The 19,208-nt window shown below is 49.5% G+C and carries 13 protein-coding genes; 4 read left to right on the top strand and 9 right to left on the bottom strand.

Annotation, left to right across the window (positions count from 1 at the left end):
- Positions 1-3: 3 nt before the first annotated feature.
- Genes GK108_RS08385 through GK108_RS08425 form a run of 9 tightly spaced genes read right to left on the bottom strand, consistent with a single transcriptional unit; the run spans position 4 to position 14,782 of the window.
- On the bottom strand, positions 4-1,527 hold the full coding sequence (locus GK108_RS08385; RefSeq protein ID WP_163945762.1) for a GH39 family glycosyl hydrolase: 1,524 nt from the start codon (positions 1,525-1,527) through the stop codon (positions 4-6).
- A 21-nt stretch (positions 1,528-1,548) separates the two neighbouring features.
- Positions 1,549-3,069: a GH39 family glycosyl hydrolase gene (locus GK108_RS08390; RefSeq protein WP_163945767.1), complete on the bottom strand. Its 1,521-nt coding sequence runs from the start codon at positions 3,067-3,069 to the stop codon at positions 1,549-1,551.
- Between the two features lie 7 nt (positions 3,070-3,076).
- A complete protein-coding gene (locus GK108_RS08395; RefSeq protein WP_163945769.1) occupies positions 3,077-4,228 on the bottom strand; it encodes a hypothetical protein in 1,152 nt (383 codons plus the stop codon).
- Positions 4,229-4,274: 46 nt separating this feature from the next.
- Complete coding sequence (locus GK108_RS08400; RefSeq protein WP_212592758.1) at positions 4,275-5,207, bottom strand: alpha/beta hydrolase; 933 nt, start codon at positions 5,205-5,207, stop codon at positions 4,275-4,277.
- A 13-nt stretch (positions 5,208-5,220) separates the two neighbouring features.
- A complete protein-coding gene (locus GK108_RS08405) occupies positions 5,221-8,013 on the bottom strand; it encodes a GH39 family glycosyl hydrolase (protein WP_163945772.1) in 2,793 nt (930 codons plus the stop codon).
- Positions 8,010-8,705, bottom strand: coding sequence for an SGNH/GDSL hydrolase family protein (locus tag GK108_RS08410; protein ID WP_163945775.1), 696 nt, complete (start codon positions 8,703-8,705; stop codon positions 8,010-8,012). Before GK108_RS08410 ends, GK108_RS08405 begins: the two co-directional genes overlap by 4 nt.
- 3 nt (positions 8,706-8,708) lie before the next feature.
- Positions 8,709-10,208, bottom strand: a complete 1,500-nt coding sequence (locus GK108_RS08415) for a glycoside hydrolase family 88 protein (RefSeq protein ID WP_163945778.1) — start codon at positions 10,206-10,208, stop codon at positions 8,709-8,711.
- A gap of 6 nt (positions 10,209-10,214) precedes the next feature.
- On the bottom strand, positions 10,215-11,627 hold the full coding sequence (locus GK108_RS08420) for a RagB/SusD family nutrient uptake outer membrane protein (protein ID WP_163945781.1): 1,413 nt from the start codon (positions 11,625-11,627) through the stop codon (positions 10,215-10,217).
- A gap of 14 nt (positions 11,628-11,641) precedes the next feature.
- A complete protein-coding gene (locus tag GK108_RS08425) occupies positions 11,642-14,782 on the bottom strand; it encodes a SusC/RagA family TonB-linked outer membrane protein (protein ID WP_163945784.1) in 3,141 nt (1,046 codons plus the stop codon).
- Positions 14,783-15,196: 414 nt separating this feature from the next.
- Between GK108_RS08425 and GK108_RS08430 the strand changes: the two genes are divergently transcribed.
- From GK108_RS08430 to GK108_RS08445, 4 genes are all read left to right on the top strand, one after another.
- A complete protein-coding gene (locus GK108_RS08430) occupies positions 15,197-15,937 on the top strand; it encodes an IclR family transcriptional regulator (RefSeq protein ID WP_163945787.1) in 741 nt (246 codons plus the stop codon).
- 169 nt (positions 15,938-16,106) lie between these two features.
- Positions 16,107-16,787 (top strand): response regulator transcription factor, encoded by a 681-nt coding sequence (locus GK108_RS08435; RefSeq protein ID WP_163945790.1) that lies wholly within the window; start codon positions 16,107-16,109, stop codon positions 16,785-16,787.
- Positions 16,788-16,789: 2 nt separating this feature from the next.
- Complete coding sequence (locus GK108_RS08440) at positions 16,790-18,181, top strand: sensor histidine kinase (protein WP_163945793.1); 1,392 nt, start codon at positions 16,790-16,792, stop codon at positions 18,179-18,181.
- A gap of 75 nt (positions 18,182-18,256) precedes the next feature.
- Positions 18,257-19,207 carry a hypothetical protein gene (locus GK108_RS08445; RefSeq protein WP_163945796.1) on the top strand — a complete coding sequence of 317 codons (951 nt, stop codon included), beginning with the start codon at positions 18,257-18,259 and terminating at the stop codon, positions 19,205-19,207.
- Position 19,208 lies beyond the last annotated feature (1 nt).

Genomic DNA, 19,208 nt, shown 5'->3' on the forward strand with positions numbered 1-19,208 from the left:
CGATTAAACCACTTTACTTTTTTCCATAATCAGCATTGGATAATCGTACAGCGGAAGCTGACGGAAAATCTGCGCTTCGGCACCTACCCGCCATTTATCGTTGTCGAACAGCTTCTCCTGATTCGGGATTTCGAGGATTTCGCCCGATAGCAGATCGACCAGAACGGGTTCCGCAAATCCGCGATCTTCCCAATCCCAGAGAAATAGATGAATGCTATCTGCCGGAGGATTGTCGGATGCTTTCTGGTCAGACCAATACGCCAATACAAGGCCGTTGTCGGTGTTTAACGTAGCAGTGCAAATGCCTTCCCGATTTTTGCCGGTTCCGTTGCCAAACGATTGGTATTCCTTCTCCGTGGCACTTTCCTTACCCGACAACGTATTGACCGTAGCGCTTCGGGTATGTACCTCGCCGTGAACCAGACTGCCCAGATGTTGCAGGGCTTTGTACGCAATCTTGGGTTTGATTTCCGGCTTTTGCCGCAGAATTCCTTTGTAGTTCGTATTACCGGAGCCCTTCGGGTAATCGTGCAGATCGACGATCAGAAACCACAACGTCATGGGCAGATTCAACGAGCAATCGGTTAGTAACCGACGTAGCATGACTTTGGCTTGAATGGTTTCCGTCCAGGGTCCTTCGCCCGAAAATCCAGTGCTGTTCGGATCGGAGGGGAAGCCATTTTCGCCCTGCCAGATTTTGATTTTCGGGTTATAGCGGTCAATTAACTGGCGCAACCCTTTCGTCCGTTCGGTATACGCTTCGGGTATCGTCGTGTAGGGATGGAACGAAAAAATATCGATCAAATCACCCAATCCGGCTTTAAATAACTCCTGAATGTAGAGAATAGGCATCCTTGATACCACTCCACCGACGATAATCGCATCGGGGTTATTTTTTCGAATCAATGGCGCGGTTTCCCGAACCAGTTGTACATATTTTTTCGGGTCGGGTTTATCGGGCTTCCAGAAGCCCGACAGGTTCGGTTCGTTCCAGATTTCGTAATGCTGAACTTTCCCTTTGTACCGTTTGGCGACTGCAACAACGAACTTCTGCCAGGCCGCATTGGCCACGGGATCGGCCGTTGATGGATAAAAACCAACTTCGCCCTCCTGGTAATTCGTATTGCCGTAACCGACGTTGAAAAACGGTTTGACACCACGGCTCACGAGTCCATCGACGCTTTCATCGAGCCAGGCCCAGTCGTATTTGCCTTTTTCCCGCTCAACGCGCGCCCAACCCGTCTGCAAACGTCCCCACTTGACGGGCAAATCAGTGACCCAGGGATACACGTCTTTAGGTTTCCATAGGTCGCGGTCGAGTGTTTCGCAGCCGATACCGAAGGGGGAGCTCTTAATTTCGGTCGGTTTCTTGAGTCGCACCGTACCTATTTTTTTCAAGGGCGCAGTTGCCCGATCGTTACTCGAGGAAATAACGGATTCTGCAACTGCCGGTGTTAAATCGGTGAGCGAAGTCGATAGTGGGAGTACTGATAAGGTTTTAAGAAAATGGCGACGGTTCTTCTCCATAGTAGGTTTCGGTGTAATTCTTTACACTACGTTACTTTTCTCCATAATCAGCAGCGGATAGTCCTGCAACGGTAATTGCCGGAATACCTGAGCCTCCGCATCGACCCGCCATTTATCCTTATCGTATATCTTCTCGTGATTCGTTAAGTCGAGAATATCGCCCGACAACGGATCGACCAGTACGGGTTCATTGAAACCTCGACCTTCCCAATCCCAGAAGAAAGCGTGAATGGTACTATCGGCGGGTTTATCGGCGGCTTTTGCGCCTGACCAATACGCGAAAACGGTTCCGTTGTCTGTATTTAGTACGGCCGAACAGATTCCATCCAGACTCTTTTTAAGTCCGTTACCGAAAAGCCGATATTCCTTTTCGGTGGCTGGTTCGCTACCCGCCACCGCGTGAACAATCGAGCTGCGGGTGCGTACATCACCGTGAACCAGACTGCCCAGATGTTGCAGGGCTTTATAGGCGATCTTGGGTTTGACTTTGGGTTTCTGCCGCAGAATGCCTTTGTAGTTCACCTTCCCGGAGCCTTTCGGATAGTCGTGCAGATCGACAATCAGAAACCAAAGCGTCATGTCGATATCCAGCGAACAGTCGGTCAGCAACCGACGTAGCATGACTTTGGCTTGGATGGTTTCGGTCCAGGGCCCCTCTCCGCCATAACCCGTACTGTTTGGGTCAGACGGAAAGCCGTTTTCGCCCTGCCAGATTTTGATCTTCGGATTGTGCTGGTCCAGTAATTTCCGGAGTGCTACGGTCCGCTCCGAATACGATTCAGGGATGGTTGTGTAGGGATGGAACGAAAAAATGTCGATCAGATCGGCAAGCCCAGCCTTCAGCATCTCCTGAATGTAGTAGGTCGGCATCTGCGAAACGACTCCACCCACAATGATGGCACCGGGACAGTTTTTGCGAATTATTGGTGCCGTTTCCCGGACCAGCTGCACGTACTTTTGAGGATTGGGTTTGTCGGGTGCCCAGAATCCCCCCAGATTAGGTTCGTTCCAGATTTCGTAGTGCTTGATCTTATTCTTGTAGCGCCTGGTGAGGGCGGTTACGTAGCGTTTCCAGGCTTCGTTGGCTTCGGGAGAATCCAGCGGATGATAGCCCACTTCACCGGCCATGTAATTGGTGTTGCCGTAGCTGACATTGAAAAATGGTGTTACGTTTCGGCTTACCAGTCCGTCGACGCTTTCATCCAGCCAACCCCAATCATACTTACCCTTTTCTCGTTCTACGCGTCCCCAACCTGTTTGCAGTCGTCCCCATTTAATGGGTAAACTATCGACCCAGGGATAGACTTCTTTGGGTTTCCACAAGTCGCGGTCCAGTGTTTCGCAGCCAATACCAAAAGGCGATCTTTTGATTTCGCTTGGTTTTTTGAGACGCACTGTCCCAATTTTTTTCAAGGGGGCAGCCGTTAGACTATCCGCTGGTTGAGTAATGGGGGACGATACGTTGGTTTCCAGCTGATCGAGCGATGCCGAAAGCGGGAGCACCGATAGAGTTTTGAGGAAATTACGGCGGTTGTTTTCCATGCGTTGATTAATAGCTGGTCAAGGGCTCGTTGAATACGTTGCAGACGTGCAGTGAGTGGCTATTGAAATGATAAGGCCCTTCGTAACCCGTATCGCCAAGCAAATGGCTCACTAAAGCAATTGAAAGGGGGTAAAACCAGGAACCGAGCATGATATGGGTGCGATTCGGGTCTTCATCACGCAATTCGGCTCGGGCCGAGGTTTCGCCCTCCTGCCAGATCCAGTGAGGGCGTGGAACCCAGTCTTTAGGCTGGCTATCTTTTCGGTGTAATAACCAGCCGACTCCATCCGGACTTTCGTGCTGAAGCGCGTGAGCCAGATACCGACGACATGCCGCTTCTACGTCTTCCCGCCGATAGTCGGTTAAAGCAGCCAGATTGGCCAACTGATACGCTCCGTCAAAATCGGGGCAGTCGGAACCTCCCGGCCAGAACGAACCATCGGGTAACTGGCAAGCCAGTGTCGAATCGATGGAGCGTTCGAGGTGCCGGAGTGGCCAGCCTAAGGCGAAATAAATGGGCACTACGTGGATGGTTCCAAATAAGCCATTGTCGCGGTCAGCACCGAATTGTGTTCCCCAGTATCCGGTTTTGCTATCCTGCAATTCTTCGAGAGCCGGAAACATCGCTTTCTCCATCAGCGCGTCTACTTCCGAAGCGCCAAACCAATCCCGTAAGGCAAATAATGCCGTAGCAGCAGCCAGCACCTGATTGCCCGCCGACCATGAATTGCGCCAGTCGTAGTGTTTCACCCAGCGATACAGTCGATCAGCATTCAGGAGTGGCTCCAGAAAACTAAGTTCACGTTCGGGTTTGCGGTCGAGGACACGTAGCGCCCAGATGTTTCCGCGTGTATAATGCCAGACGGGTTCGAGTTCTTCCAGGGTGCGGACGCGGCTAAACTCCGACGCTTTCCCGGAGAAAAAGCCCTGTTCGGTCTGTCGACGCTGAAATTGGTTGGCCCAAATGTCCAGGTCAGTTGCCGGGCGGTTATGGAGTTCACCAAACAAGTCCAGTACGTGGGCCGCATGGTAGGAGCCGTAAAAGCTTTCGCCTTCACTACGTTCCTTCCGATACACGCCGGGCGTATCGCCAATTTTCATGGCATTGACAAAATTCAGCGATGTTTCTTTAATACGTTGATAACCGGGTGTTTCCATCGTGTTATTGGTTGTATTTGGAGAATGATTGTATGTCTATTGTCGATCAGATTCGGGTTAGAAATCCTCTGTTACGTAGCCAGATTTCCAGTTGCGTCATCCAGGAATCGGGCAGGTCGGGTTTGATCCCGAAGCCGTGGCCGCCTTTTTCGTAGAGGTGTAGCTCTGCCGGAACATTGGCTTTTCTGAGGGCTTCGTAAAAGCGGATGCTATTGCTGAATTTCACCGTAGGATCGTCGCCCGCATGAACCAGAAATGTCGGTGGCGTAGCCGTTGTTACGTGTTTTTCGGGGGAGAAATCGGCCAATTGCTTATCGATTGGATGATCGCCCAGCAGATTTTTTACGGAACCCTGATGCGCGATGTCGGGACGAAAACTGACGACGGGCCAGCACAGCACCAGAAAATCAGGACGTAGTGAAGTGGTATCTTTTCCCGGTTCAAACGCCTTCGTAAACTGCGTTGCGGCTATCGCTGCTACGTGTCCACCTGCCGAAGAACCCAGTGCACCCAAGTGATTCGGTTGAATGCCCCATTCAGCGGCCCGTTGACGTACCACACGAAACGCCTGCTGAATATCCTGAAACGGCCCTATTGATCGATCCTGCATCAGGCCATCGGCCGGTAAACGATACGTTAGTACAAAAGCCGTAATACCCCACTGATTTAAGCGTTGCGCGATAAACCGGGCATTTTCAGTATTCAGATTTCGGTAGCCACCACCCGGACAAATAATTACGCCCGTTCCGTTCGACGTAGCAGGCCGATACACGATGAGCCGTGGAACAATCACATTCGATACGGCCGTTAATCGACCTTCGGTATCGAATGTCCGTTTTTCGGGCTGCGTGCTGGTCACGGAGTTAGGAACGCCATTTGGATACAATGGCACCTCAATATTCCGCTGGGCCATAGCTTGCCCAGGCAGCAGGGTTACTGCCAGCAGAAGAAAGGTTGTTTGTGCCATTATTGCGCTCATGGAATGCGGCTGCTTATTGGTTTTCAGCTAGACTGATGATTGATCTGTCGGCAATCAGAATAGGCGAATCATAGAGTGGAATCTGGCGGAACACATTGTTCTTTTTCTGCCAGCTCTCTTTCGGGATTTCATAGACGGTTCCGGCAACTAAATCCACCCAAACCGGATTTTTGAACTGCGCATTGGCAAACGTAAAGTCGCACAACGTTTGCTCGTTATTGTTAGACGGTACGTTGTCTTTGATCCAGACTGTTACGGCCTGAAGCTGACTGGATTTATCCGCAAAGGCATACAGTGAAAGGTTGCTGTTATCGTCTTTTTTCGCTGAATATGGATACGTTTCTAACCGACTCAGGCGATCATCGAATACGGAAATCAGGTTCTGGAACGCGTAATAAGCGGGTTTAGGGTAGGCTACGGTCATGTCCCCGTTCGCTTGCAACAGCCCTTTATGATTCCACTCCTGCGGTGTTTTAGCATCCATAATCGTGAAACAGCACGACTCTTTATCGTGGCCCAGATCGTTCAGCAATCGGCGCAGAATGTGTTTCGATTGCGTCAATTCCGTCCAGGGATAGTTGTTCATAGCGAAGTTTTTATTCCACTCCGACGGACAACCCGCTTCACCCTGACGAATCCGAATTTTTGAACTGTATTTGGCTACAACTTTTTCCAGTTCGATTTCTGGTTCCCGATTATCGGGATTTGAAATATGGCGGTGATGGCTGATTTCGTCTACTAAATCGAGCTTGCCTTTCTCCTGAAGAATTTTCAGTACGTTGTCGGCGAATTTGTAGTCGACGCCACTGCCAAGCGCAAAGGCAATGATTTTGGCATTTGGTCGCACCGATTTTACCACTTCGGCACTTGTAACAAAGAAGTTAGCATAATCAGGAACGGAGATTTTGTAATTCGGCTCATTCCAGATTTCCCACTCCGTTACCTTATCGCCGTAGCGATTGACGATAGCCGCTACGTATTTCTTCCATCCTTCCAGCGCTTCGCCCGAGTACGGAATAGCCGCATTTAACGTAGTACCGCCACCACCCGAATAAATGGGATTGCCGTACGACAGATTGATCCAGGGCGTAACGCCTTGGCGTACCATGTCATTCACAATCTCGTCCAGCCACGCAAAATCATACTGCCCCTTTACTTTCTCACACTTGGCCCAACCCGACTGAATTCGTGCTTTTTTGACACCCAGTTTGCCCAAATAGTCTTTCCAGTTGGCATAAACGGTGTAATCCCGATCCATATATTCGGCACCCACCGACCAGTTAGACGAACGAATATCCCGTGAATGCTTCGGCGCAATTTTACCAAGGTATTTAAAGCTCGAATTCGCTGATTGACCAGTGGGCGTTGTTAGCGGAAGCGCACTTTTCTCGGCGATCAGTACCGGATAATCTACTACTGGAATGGCGGTAAATGTGTAGCTGTTGCCTGCTTTCTTCCAGCTACTTTTAGGAATCTCGTAGACCCTTCCGGTAATCAGATCGACTAGAACGGGCGTGGTGAATTTGCCCTCAATTGTTACGTCGGTTGGTTTTGGTTCGTAGGTTTCGGCGGGTCGCGCTTCACTACTCCAGAGCGTTACGAGACTGCCGCCGTTCTTTTTATGGCGATATTGAAACGCCGAAATAGTAGCCTGACTGACAGTCGGTTTTGCTTTATCGAGCAGTTCTAGCTGGTCATCGAACGTAGTGAATACGTGTTGAGCGGCTTTATACGCCATCTTGGGCCGTTCGATGGTTTTATCAGGATTCGTTTTCAGCAGCCCTTTCGTATTCACGCCTGTCATGTGGTCGCCAGCTGCGTAGTGAATGTCGCTGATGGTGAACAGATTCGTCGCGATACCGCGTCCATGATCGCCCAACATTCGGCGCAAATCCCACTTTGCCTGACTCAATTCGGTCCAGTCAAATTGCCGCAAGGCACCGATGGTGACAGCACTAGCCGTTGACGGAGCGCCATTCTCACCCTGCATGAAGGTGATTTTTGGGCGGCCGGCGCTCCGGTTATAACTCCAGACCAATTGCCGCATTTCCTCAATCTTTGGATAGGAGGTTTCGGGAACCGGCGCGTAGCCGTGGTAGGTCAAAATATCGATCAGGTCGAGGGCATTTTCCTTTTTCAGATGCTCCATAAATGGGCGCATAAAGGCCGTTGCGGGTACACCAGCTACGCCCAGAGCAATCAGTTGCGCATTCGGCTGGATGGAACGTACCAGTTTCGCGGTTCGGATGTAGAAAGCCGCGACCTCTTCGCCAGTGTTCAATTTATTCAGGTCAGGCTCATTCCATATTTCCCAGGCCGGCACCTGCGCTTTGTAGCGGGTCACTATTGCCCGAACCCAGTTATCCCAGGCTGTCAGCCCTTCTTCCGACGTTGGGATTCGGCCCCCTAGCTTGGCTTCGCCACCACCATTATAAAGCGGATTGCCGTACGACAACTCGACCCAGGGCGATACCCCCCGCGAGTAAGCGTCTGGAATGACCGCATCGAGCCAGGCGAAATCATAGGTGCCTTTGACCTTCTCGCACTTCGACCAGCCGCCCTGCAACCGAATGCGTTTGGCGCCCAGTGGCCCTAAATAGTGCCGGTAGGACTGATAATCGGTATAATCCCGGTCGAGGGTTTCGCCCCCAATGGACCAGGTTGATGCGTTTATTTCTTTAGCCGAGCGCGTACGTAGCTGCCCGATTTCCTGATAACCTTTTGGCGCAGGAGGGGCTTGACCAAGAGCGGTTGAGCTAATGCTGAGTAGACTCGCAGCGAGAAAAGAGGGATTGAGTAGGCTCATTTTCGTTTTTGCGTTAAGGGAAGTAGTCCTTGTAAAAATCCGGCGATGTAGCCCGCCTGTAATTGCATGGCGAAATCGTCGTAATGCACATGATCGACAAAATGCTCACTGCCCAGACTCCGTGTGAACGTATACAGATCAATGATCGAAACACCATGTTTACGCATTACGGCATCGGCAATGGCGTTGTAGTCATCCAGATCGCGGGCGTAGCGTTTGAAGGCTTTTGAGCGGGAATTGTGCCGTTCGTCCTCTACCGACGTAGTGCGCATCCAAATCAGGCGAATATTCCGTTTGTGCAATAGTTGATAAATGGCTTCCAGATTTTTCCGGTAACTGGCCGAATCGACCTGAATGGCGCTCGTTTCCGGGTTTCGTTTGATGTCGTGCAGGCCACAATTCAGCAGCAGAATATCCGGCTGAAACGTTTTGTCGGGGGCTTTCAACTTCAGGTATTCCAGTACCATGCGCGAATCACCTCCATTGGCTCCGACTGGTATGTCCAGGTTTTTAGCGGCCTGTCCATCGTCACTTTTCCGGTCGTATTGCCAGACGCCCTGCACGTACTTTTCCAGAAACGGCCCGTATCGCATCGAAATACTATCGCCAATGACGTAGAGTTTCGGTAATGAGGGAGCTGCGCTAATCAGAAAGCCAGTGAGTAAAAAGAGGAAGATTGATTTTGTTTTCATGCCTTAGTCAGATTTGAGTGCGATTAGAAACTGAGCCATCAATCCGGCGGCATACTGAGAGATTACCCGATAGCCGTTCCGTTGCAGCTCAATTCCACCCCGGTTCGATTGACAGGCTCCCGTCAGAAAACCGTCGGGGGTTACTTGTGTCAAAAGAGCTTGCTGGATGATTGCTAATCGGTTCAGCGTTTCGGCTGGAAGCCAGCCCGCGCGGGTTGCCAGGGCCAGCGCTGCCGCAATTCCGGCTGTTGCCGACGTATCGATACCCGTTTCGGGCTCGCCGACAAAGGCATGCCAATAGCCCTGTGCACTACGTACCGCCAGCAGTCGTTCGGTCGTCTGGTTGAAACGGGCTTGCAACTCATTCACTACGTTGGTATCGAGTTGATTGATAAATGGTTCCAGTGCTCTAAGCGTGCGTGCCATGCCCAATAGATACCAGACAACACCACGGCCCCAGTTGGGGTATTCCTTCACCGTTCCGTCTGCGTTTTGCCGTTGGTAAATAATGTCGGACGTAACCAGAGCCTCCTGTCGGTATTGCAACTGCGCGAGTGCGATTCGGGCCAGTGATACGTCGTTACGTTGTCGAGCCAGTACGGCCAGCGGATAGGCTAATGTGTAGCACCCTTCAGTAGTAAGCGCACCGTCATGAATGAGTCCATTCGGTAGGGCTTTCCGTTGAGCGTAGCTGATTAACAGATCGAGTGCCGGATGATTGGGTTGCCACTGGGCCAGAGCCGCCATCGGTAGCGGGCATTCAATGCCGTAAATCGTACCATCGGCAGGCTCGCTACGGGCGTTTTCATAAACAAGCCGTTGCTGCTTATCGAAGAAAAGGCCAAAGTGAGTTTCCAGTGCTTTCTTCGCAATAGGAGAGTGGCTTTGTTGCCACCAATCCAGTAACCCATCCGTTACGCAACCTTCCATCCAGCTAAATTGCTGGACGGAGCGAATCGATCCGAAATTGTTCCAAAACGCGTTTTCGGACGTAGCAGAATTCGTATCGGCAATCGCGTGAGCCTGCAAACCCGCATACGTTTTATCAGGAGCGGGAGCCAGAAACCAGATGGGCGACGAAGCCTGTGTCAGCCGCAGCCGAATACCTTCCTGTTTCAGCAAACGCGCTTTTTCTGACGAAAGAAGCAACTCATAGATTTCGGTAGCGTAGGCAAATCGCAGGTCGAATTCACCTAGTAACGTAGTGGTCTGAGCCGACTGAACGTCCATTCGTTTTGCCTCCCGCGTGTCAATGGCGACGGTGAGCCGTAACCGTAACGGTCCGTCAGGAAGGTTCTTTGGGAAGGTCAGAATGGTACCTTCGGTCGATGCATCGACGGCAAAGGCTGACCAGCCAAACGGAAGTCGTTTGCCGTCGGGAATCGGCAATGTGGGCGCATTGACCTGCGTGGCCGTGTAATACGTGTCAGGGTTTAAGCCCGAACGCATCGCAACGGCTACCGTAGCGCCAAACGTCAACTTGGTGAATTCCCGACGACTCATGCTCACTTAATATCCAGGGTTTTGAGACAGGCTTTTGTTCAGATCGATCTCGCGTTGCGGAATCAGGTACAGATTGTGGAAATCCTGCACTTTAAGCCCCTTGGCATTCATTACCGCTGCGTATCGGCCCGTACGTACCAGATCGAACCAGCGCTGGTTCTCGAAGGCGAATTCAACCCGACGTTCCTGCTCAATCGCCAGTCGGAAACTGGCCTGATCGGAGGCTTTGGTGTCTGCCAGCCCGGCCCGCTTACGAACCTGATTGAGCGACGTAACCGCTTCGGGATTGAAGCTCACTTCGTTAAGTGCTTCCGCATACATGAGCAGCACATCGGCGTAACGTAGCACGGGGAAGTCGATGTCCGAATCGCTGGCCAGTGCGCCAAACTGAACGTATTTGCTGACGTAGCGCTGATTGACAAATTGCCCGGTTGCATCGGTATAGGACGGTTTCATAGAGAAGCTTTTGCGCAGGTCGCCCGTTTCGTAAGCTGCATCCATATCGGCCGTTGGGTATCGCATGCTGCCACCAGTGATACGCGCCCCTTCGCTAGCCTGAACGGGACCAAAACCACTTCCCTGACCCGTATTGCCCGATTTGTATTGAACATTGAAGAGGATTTCGGCATTGGTTGGTGATGCGAAACCGAATACATCGGCATATTTAGGCAACAACTGATACCGGGCGGAGGTAATAACCTCGTTGAGCTTGGCTGCGGCTGTGGCCCAGTCTTTGCGCGTCAGGTATACCTTGCCCAGTAACGCTTTGGCGGCTCCCTGGGGTACGCGCCCAACGTCGGCGGTACCATACGTAACGGGTAATGTCTGCTCCGCACTCTGGAGATCGCTGATAATCAGCTTGTAAACTTCTTCTACCGGGGTTCGTGTCAGACTACTGGCTCCGTCGGGAGTCGTAATTTCCGTAGTTACCAGCGGAACATCGCCAAATAAGCGGACCAGATCGAAGTAGAATAAGGCACGCAGAAACTGCGCTTCGCCTTTGTATTGATTCTTCAGATTATCGGCAATCGTAGCCCCCTCAATACGGGTCAGAATGGCGTTGGCCCGGCTGATTCCCCGGTAATGATCGCGCCAGGCAGCGTAGATAATGTCATTCAGTGACGTATAGGTATGATCGACGAACTGAAAGTTATCGACGTTCACAGCCTGTCGGGTTGTTACGCCATAATCCGTGTTGTCGGTCGATACTTCACCCATCCAGTACAACGACGTTCCATACACGCCCGACAGCTTCAGTGCGTTATAGGTTCCGACAACGGCATTGTTGAAATCGGCGGCTGTCTTGTAAAAATTAACGGTATTGCGATCCGTTTCGGGGGTAAGCGATAGAAATTGATCGTTACAACTGGCCAGCGAAAACAGGCTGACGAGCGTAATAAAAAGGTGTTTGGCTTTCATGATCAGTGGGCTGGTTAGAAGGTGAGACTTAAACCAAGCGTGTACGAACGAGCGGGTGGATACCCCAGGTAGTCGATACCGGAAGCCAGCATATTATCGCCGGAGTTACTGATCTCAGGATCGTAGCCGGGATATTTCGTAAAGGTGTACAGGTTGTTGGTCGTCAGATAAATCCGTCCACCCTGCATACCAATCCGTTTCGCCAGATTCTGAGACAGATTGTAGTTCAGTGTTACGTTCCGAATCCGTAAATAAGAGCCGTCGAAATTGAAGAAAGAGCTGTATCGCAGGTTGTTGTTCAACGCCCCCCGAATGATACGGGGTGAGTTGCCATCGCCGGGTTGCGACGGCGATTTGTAATAATTATTGATCACTTCGGCTAGGTTATTCTGTACACCGTGATACCCACGAACGAACACCGCCCCAGCCCAGAATACGTCTTTACCCTGAACGCCATTCATCAGGATGTTTAATGACCAGTTTTTGTAGGTGAACGTATTGTTGAAGCCGTAAAACGCTCTGGCCTGTGGATTGCCCAGAATGGTCCGGTCGGCATCGTTGATGACCCGGTTACCGTCGATGTCCTTGTACATGAAGTCACCCAGTTTGGCCCCGGTTTGGGTGGCGTGTGACGATAGTTGCTCCTGCGTGGTGAAAATACCCTCAACCTGATGGCCGTAGAAACTACCGATGGGCTGGCCTACCTGCGTAATGCTGACATCACCACGGCCACCGTCGGAGAAAAGTTGTTCGCCATCGGTACCGAGACGTAGCACTTTATTGCGGTTGAACGTAATGTTGAAGCTACTCGTCCAGTTGAAGTCACGGGTTGCTAACGGTTTTCCGGACAGGGCCAGCTCAACGCCTTTGTTTTCCAGTTCACCGATATTAACCCAGGCCGACGTATAACCCGTTACCGACGGAATGGCTTTGTTGAGGAGCATGTCTGTATTGCGACGGTTGTAGTAATCGCCCGTGAATTGCAGACGCCCGTTGAAGAAGGCCAGATCAAGCCCAATATCGTATTGCTTACTGGTTTCCCAACCCAGATTATTGTTCGTAAAACTAGCCTGCGACAGACCCGGCACCTGCGTATTACCCAGCACATAATTGCTGGCCGACAATAGCCCGAGATAGCGATAGTTGCCGATGGAATTGTTGCCCGACAGACCGTAACCCGCCCGAATCTTGAAATCGTCAAACAGATTCAGCCCTTTCAGGAACGGCTCTTCCGATAAGCGCCAGCCGACCGAGAACGACGGAAATGTTCCCCAGCGATTCGCCGAACCAAACCGAGATGAGCCATCCGAACGAATCGTAGCTGTAACCAGATAGCGATCATTGTATGCATAGTTGACCCGACCGAGATACGACATCAACGACCATTGCCCAACCACATAGCTTCCGCCCGTAATCTGACCGCCATTAATATTTTCGAGCAGATCGTCGGCAAAATTGGTCGCATTCGTAGTGGTGGCTGCTGTAGTTGATTTCTGGATGGTAAAACCACCCAGCGCATCGAGTGAGTGGGCTCCGAATGTTCGTCGGTAATTGAGCGTATTTTCATTCAGCCAGTTCACATCCGACGTATTAACGATGTTGGACGTAGCGGGTGATACAGAGGCACTTGATGATAGTGTAGAGGGCTTGAACGTATTGGTAGTATAGTAGTTAAAGTCCGTTCCTACGCTCACTTTAAGCTTCAATCCGTTTATGATTTCATACTCGGCAAAGAGATTACTCAGCAGCCGAAACTGCGCGTTGGTGCTTTTGTATTCGTTAGCGATTTGGACCGGATTCGGGATGGCCCCCATGCCTACGTTGGTCAGCGCATTGGTATTCCCATACGTACCATCGGCATTGTAAACCGGAATGAGCGGGGGCATTGATAAAGCCGAAGCAACGACATTAAAATCGCCGTAATGACCTGTCGATGGTACGTTGTCGGTACTCGTATAGGTAGGAGCCAGATTCATGCTTACCTTTAATCGGGGTGTAAGCTGGCCGTCGAGATTGATCCGGGCTGAATACCGCTCAAAGCCTGAACTGATCAGAATTCCTTTCTGGTTGAAATACCCACCCGACATGGAATAACGTAATTTGTCATTTCCACCTACGGCGCTAATCTGGTAATTTTGAATAGGAGCCGTACGAAAAATAACCTTCTGCCAATCCGTATCAATATTTGGTAAGCTATTCAGATTCTGCCATTCTTCGGGTATGCGGTAGGAGGCAGACCGTACACTATTGGGATCGGTAATTTTGGCGTTCGGGCCACCATTGTCGAGCCAGCCATTGTTATGGCCTTCAATCACAAATTCGGCGAACTGCCGCGAGTTCATCATCTTCAGTAGTCGAGCCGGTTCCTGAATACCTACATACGCATCGACCGTAATTTGTGCCTTTCCTGATTTGCCCCGCTTTGTACTGACAATGACGACGCCATTGGAGCCCCGTGATCCATAAATAGCAGTAGCCGATGCATCTTTCAATATTTCGATGGATTCAATATCGCCCGGATTGATGGTATTAAGCGGATTGCCGACTCCCGAGTTATTGATGGGAAATCCGTCGACAACAAACAACGGCTCATTACCGCCCGATACCGAACCAATACCACGTACCAGAATATTCGTATTGCCACCCGGCGCACCCGACGTAGAGGAAATCTGCAAGCCAGGAACCTGTCCCTGTAAGGCCTGATCTAAACCAGAAACGGGCAGGCGCTGAATGTCTTTAGCCGATACTGACGCTACAGCCCCCGTCAGGTCTTTTTTCTGCTGCGTTCCATAGCCAACGACCACTACCTCATTCAGGGATTTATTGTCGGGTACTAGCTGGACATTGATGACCGAGCGTCGACTGATTTCAATTTCCTGGCTCAGATAACCGACGTAGGAGACTACCAGGGATTCGTTGCCCGATGGTACCGATAAGCGGTAGGCTCCTTTGGCGTCGGTTGTTGTTCCGTTGCTACGGTCCGCCGATGTGGTGTTTTTAACAAGTACAGTAACGCCAGGTAACGGTTGTCCTAATTCGTCAGATACCTGTCCGGTAATTACGTTCGTTGGTTGCCCTATTAACTGGCTCGTGATGGAGAGCCAGATCAAGGCCAAAAGCCAGATCCGATTTCGATAAAGTGAAAGGTTAGTCATGAGGGTTTAGTTTTTTATTTATCATTGATAAATAAAAATTTATCAATGCAATACTATTGGTGAGCGGTTTGAATGCCAAATTTTTTAACTAATTAATTTTTTTATAGAACTATTTTTAGATGATAGGTTATTTGGAAAATTATAGGCTTGTCTGGTGAAAATAGAAAGGAGCTGGTTTTTGCCTCGGAAAAGTACAATTTAAGCGTAGTGAGCAGAAGTTGTAAGTTTGTAGTTTCACGCTGATACAGTAAAATTGCATTTACTATCACAATGATACAGTATTGCTAGTTTGTAACTATCTTGCCATATCGATAAAGAAACAGCTTTTGCTACGTAGCAATTAGAAGAGCTAGGAAAAGGAACAGTGAAAAGCATTAAAAAACGGGATCGAAATCTCTGTCTTCTACACTATATATGGTATTAGTAATTGTTAAGGCTCTGGACATTCTTGAACTCATAGCGCAGGAGCCAACACGTTCACACTCGCTAACGGAAATAGCGGAAAGCCTGCAGATGAATCAGGCGACTTGCGTGAATATTTTAAAAACGCTCGTCGACAAAAATTATCTGGAACATCTTGGGCGGAAGAAAGGATACCGATTGGGGCCAATGGCCTATAACCTGACCAACAATTTATCGTATAGTCAGGATTTAATTCTGGTGGCAAAAGATATAATGGAAGACCTTACCCAGCGGCTTAATGAAACATCGATTTTGGGTATTATCCGAAACCAGAAACGATTTATTGTTCATTTGGTGAATAGTGATCAGGATCTGCAGGTACGTAGCCGTACGGAACGTAATATTTATGAGACTGCCTCCGGGCGGGTATTACTGGCCTTTATGCCAGCCAAAGAACGAGAAAACCTGGTCCATAAGATTGGTTATCCTGGTGAAGATATATGGCCGGGAGCGGGCACCCCAGATGGGTTATCGCAGGAATTAGACCTTATTCAGGCCAGTGAATTATCGGTTACGTTGTCAAAAACACACATAATCGGTTTAGCTGTGCCTATTCGTCGACACACGGTCGTGATTGCCAGCCTAAGCATATTCCTGCCAGAAATTCGGTGTAGCGAGAGCCGCAAGCAGGAAATAGAGATTGAACTGCGGGCGGCTGCTCAGCTGATCAGTCGGCGCCTTTCGATGGGATAACGTAATGATTAAGCTTGTTCCGGGCATAGCGAGCTAATTCATTTCGATTGGTCGCAGACTTTACAGGGAGGGTTACTGAATGTGTTAACTAATAAACACATGCGATTCGGGCGAAGATGCTGGTTTATTGCATTATTTCCATAAATTCGACTGGGGAAATGCCGCTACCATGAAAATTCTGATTATTGAAGATGAAATTAAAACGGTTCAGAGTATCAAGCAGGGGCTGGAAGAGCACCAGTGGGAAGTTGACATAGCGTATGACGGCGCGATAGGTTTACACCTGGCTACCCGATCGCCCTATGACCTCATTATCTCCGATGTTATTCTGCCGGGATTGAATGGGCTTGACCTCTGCCGAAAACTGCGGGAAGCCAATATTTCGACGCCTATTTTAATGCTGACCGCCTTGAGTACTACAGACGATAAAATCGTTGGGTTGGATGCCGGGGCCGATGACTATCTGGTTAAACCGTTTGAGTTTCGGGAACTTATGGCGCGGATCAGAGCACTGACCCGGCGAAATAGTGGCACTATTCAAACGGCCAACTTGCTGAAGTTTGCTGATTTGGAATTAAATCCTGACACAAAGCAGGTGGTTCGCGCTGGAAAAGAAATCACGCTGACCGCGAAGGAATTCCAGTTGCTCGAATACTTTTTGCGGAATCAGGGACGCGTTATTTCTAAAGTTGAACTGGCTGAACGGCTGTGGGATATTACGTTCGATACCGGTACGAACGTAATAGAAGTATATATCAATTTCCTGCGTAAGAAGATCGACAGGGATTTTGAACCTAAATTATTACATACGCAGATTGGGATGGGGTATGTTGTAAAACTGCCGTCTTAACGATGAATATACGCACCCGGCTGACCTATCAGTTTGCCTTTTTAGTAACGCTCATTCTGCTTTTTTTTTCGATAGGCGTTTATTTCTTTAGCAAGCTCTATCTGGAAAAACGCTTTTACAAGCGCCTTCAGGATCGGGCTATTACGACGACTACGTTACTTTTTGACCTACAACAAACCGACAGTACGGTGTTGAGGTTAATCGATGCTTCCGAAAAAGAGCCTCTACTGAACGAGAATATTTCGGTTTACAACGAGCAGTCGAAAACGATTCTGTTTTCAACCAATCCGGCCAATTCTCAATTTCATGAGCAGTTTATTACCCTGCTCACCACGACTGCCCAAACGTTGTATCTAAAGAAAGATGAATACCAGATTGTTGCTATTCATCTGACCAGAGGGGGAAGCAATAACTGGGTTATTGTCAGCGGAATTGATCAAACAGGGCAGGATGCCTTGAGCGATCTGAAGAAAATTCTGACAATAATGATCCTGGCCGCCATCCTGTTGTTGGGCATTTCGGGCTGGATTTTCGCCGACCGTGCGCTGGCTCCTATGTCTGGCATTATACAGCAGGTAAATAGGATTTTTCCAACAAACGTAGCGATGCGGGTTGAGCATCCGAATCGCTCCGATGAAATCGGTTTGTTAGTCGATACGTTCAATCAGTTGCTTGATCGGATCGAGCAGGCCCTGAAAACGCAGAAAATGTTCATTGCCAATATATCGCATGAGCTGAAAAATCCGCTGACTAAAATAAATTCACAAATAGACGTAGCGCTGATTCAAAAGCGTAATCCGGAAGCCTATGAACGCACCCTTCAATCGCTTCAGGAAGATGCACGTACGCTAACTCAGTTGACCAATACGTTGCTGGAACTGGCGAATACGTCGATTCGGGCCAACGATATGCCTTTTGAGCCAGTTCGGATGGATGAACTACTGTGGGAATCGAAAATTCAACTGCAGGACTGGCATGACGATTATGTAATTCAGCTCAACTTTACGGAGTTTCCGGAGGATGAAGAAGCCTTGATCGCTCAGGGAAATAAAGCGTCGCTCAAAGTTCTGCTGATGAATCTTATGGATAATGCCTGCAAATTTTCGCCCGAAAATACGGCCAAAATTGATTTTCGAGCCAGGCGGGGTAAGATCATCATTGCTGTGTTTAACGAGGGGCCAAAAATTGCTGCTGCCGATTTACCGCATATTTTTCAACCCTTTTTTCGCAGCAATGCCACCGCTCAGTCGAGTAAAGGACATGGTGTAGGGCTGGCGGTTGTAGCACAAATTGCGCAAATCCATCAGGGCGACATAGCGGTACGCTCTACGCCCGAAGGCACTACGTTTACCTTCACTATTAGTTCATCTCAGCCTTCATCCGAGTCATTTTAAGGTAATTTTAAAGTCAGCTTAAGTCCTGTTTAAGTTTGAGGTAGTTGTTTTGTAGCACATCTACTGAAGCAGGATATGGAAGCCAACGCAACAAATTATAAACAGGGAGCCTTGAATATGACCATCGGAGCATTGGTGGGCGTATTGGCTTTATTGGCTTATTTGTTCGTGGGGTCCCGCAATGAAACGCTGGAAGTACAAAAATTACTGACCTCAAAAGTAGAGCAATTCGCTACGACTCAGCTGAAGCTCGACTCCATTTCGAAAGTGCTGGACGAAAAAATCGTGGAGGTTCGTCAATTAGGCGGGAGCGTTGTTGAACTAGAACGGATCAAGCGTCAGCTGGAAAACGATAAAAAGAAGCTCAAATCAGACCTTACCTTTTCGAGCCAGCAGTATTCCTTAAAAATCAGGGATTATCAGAATTTTCTGACGAGTAGTGAAGCGAATATTCGGAAGCTGAAAAACGAAAACGGTACGTTGGCGAGTCGGGCACAAACGCTCGAGCAGGAGAAACAGACGATCATTCAGGAGAATGAAGGTCTGAAAAATGAGAAAGCAGCCCTGGCGCAGGCGGTTTTTGATTACTCGCTCCAGAATGCTGACCTCCAGAACAAAGTAACGCTGGCTTCGGCCATGAAAGCCGTCAATATTGAGGTTAACGCTCTGGCATCGAACGGGAAAGAGCGGAAAGGCGGAAACTACAAAGCATCCCGGATTGATCGGCTCAAAGTAACGTTCATTTTGCCATCGAATCCGGTGGCAACCCGAAATAACAAAGATATTTATCTACGCATACTCGATACGAACGGCGCCGTCATCAGCGAAAGTGGTATTGGGGGCGTAATGTGGTTTGAGGGACGTGAACTTGGCTATAGCGCCCGGCAAACCGTACCTTTTGAGAGTAATGATCAGCGGGTAGACATGGTTTATCGGCGCGACGCTACGTATAAATCGGGTGACTATACGGTGGAGCTCTATTCTGAAGGATTTAAAATCGGCGATGGTCGTTTCGAAGTAAAGTAAG

It is taken from the genome of Spirosoma terrae (assembly GCF_010435915.1).
Classification (GTDB): Bacteria; Bacteroidota; Bacteroidia; order Cytophagales; family Spirosomataceae; genus Spirosoma; species Spirosoma terrae.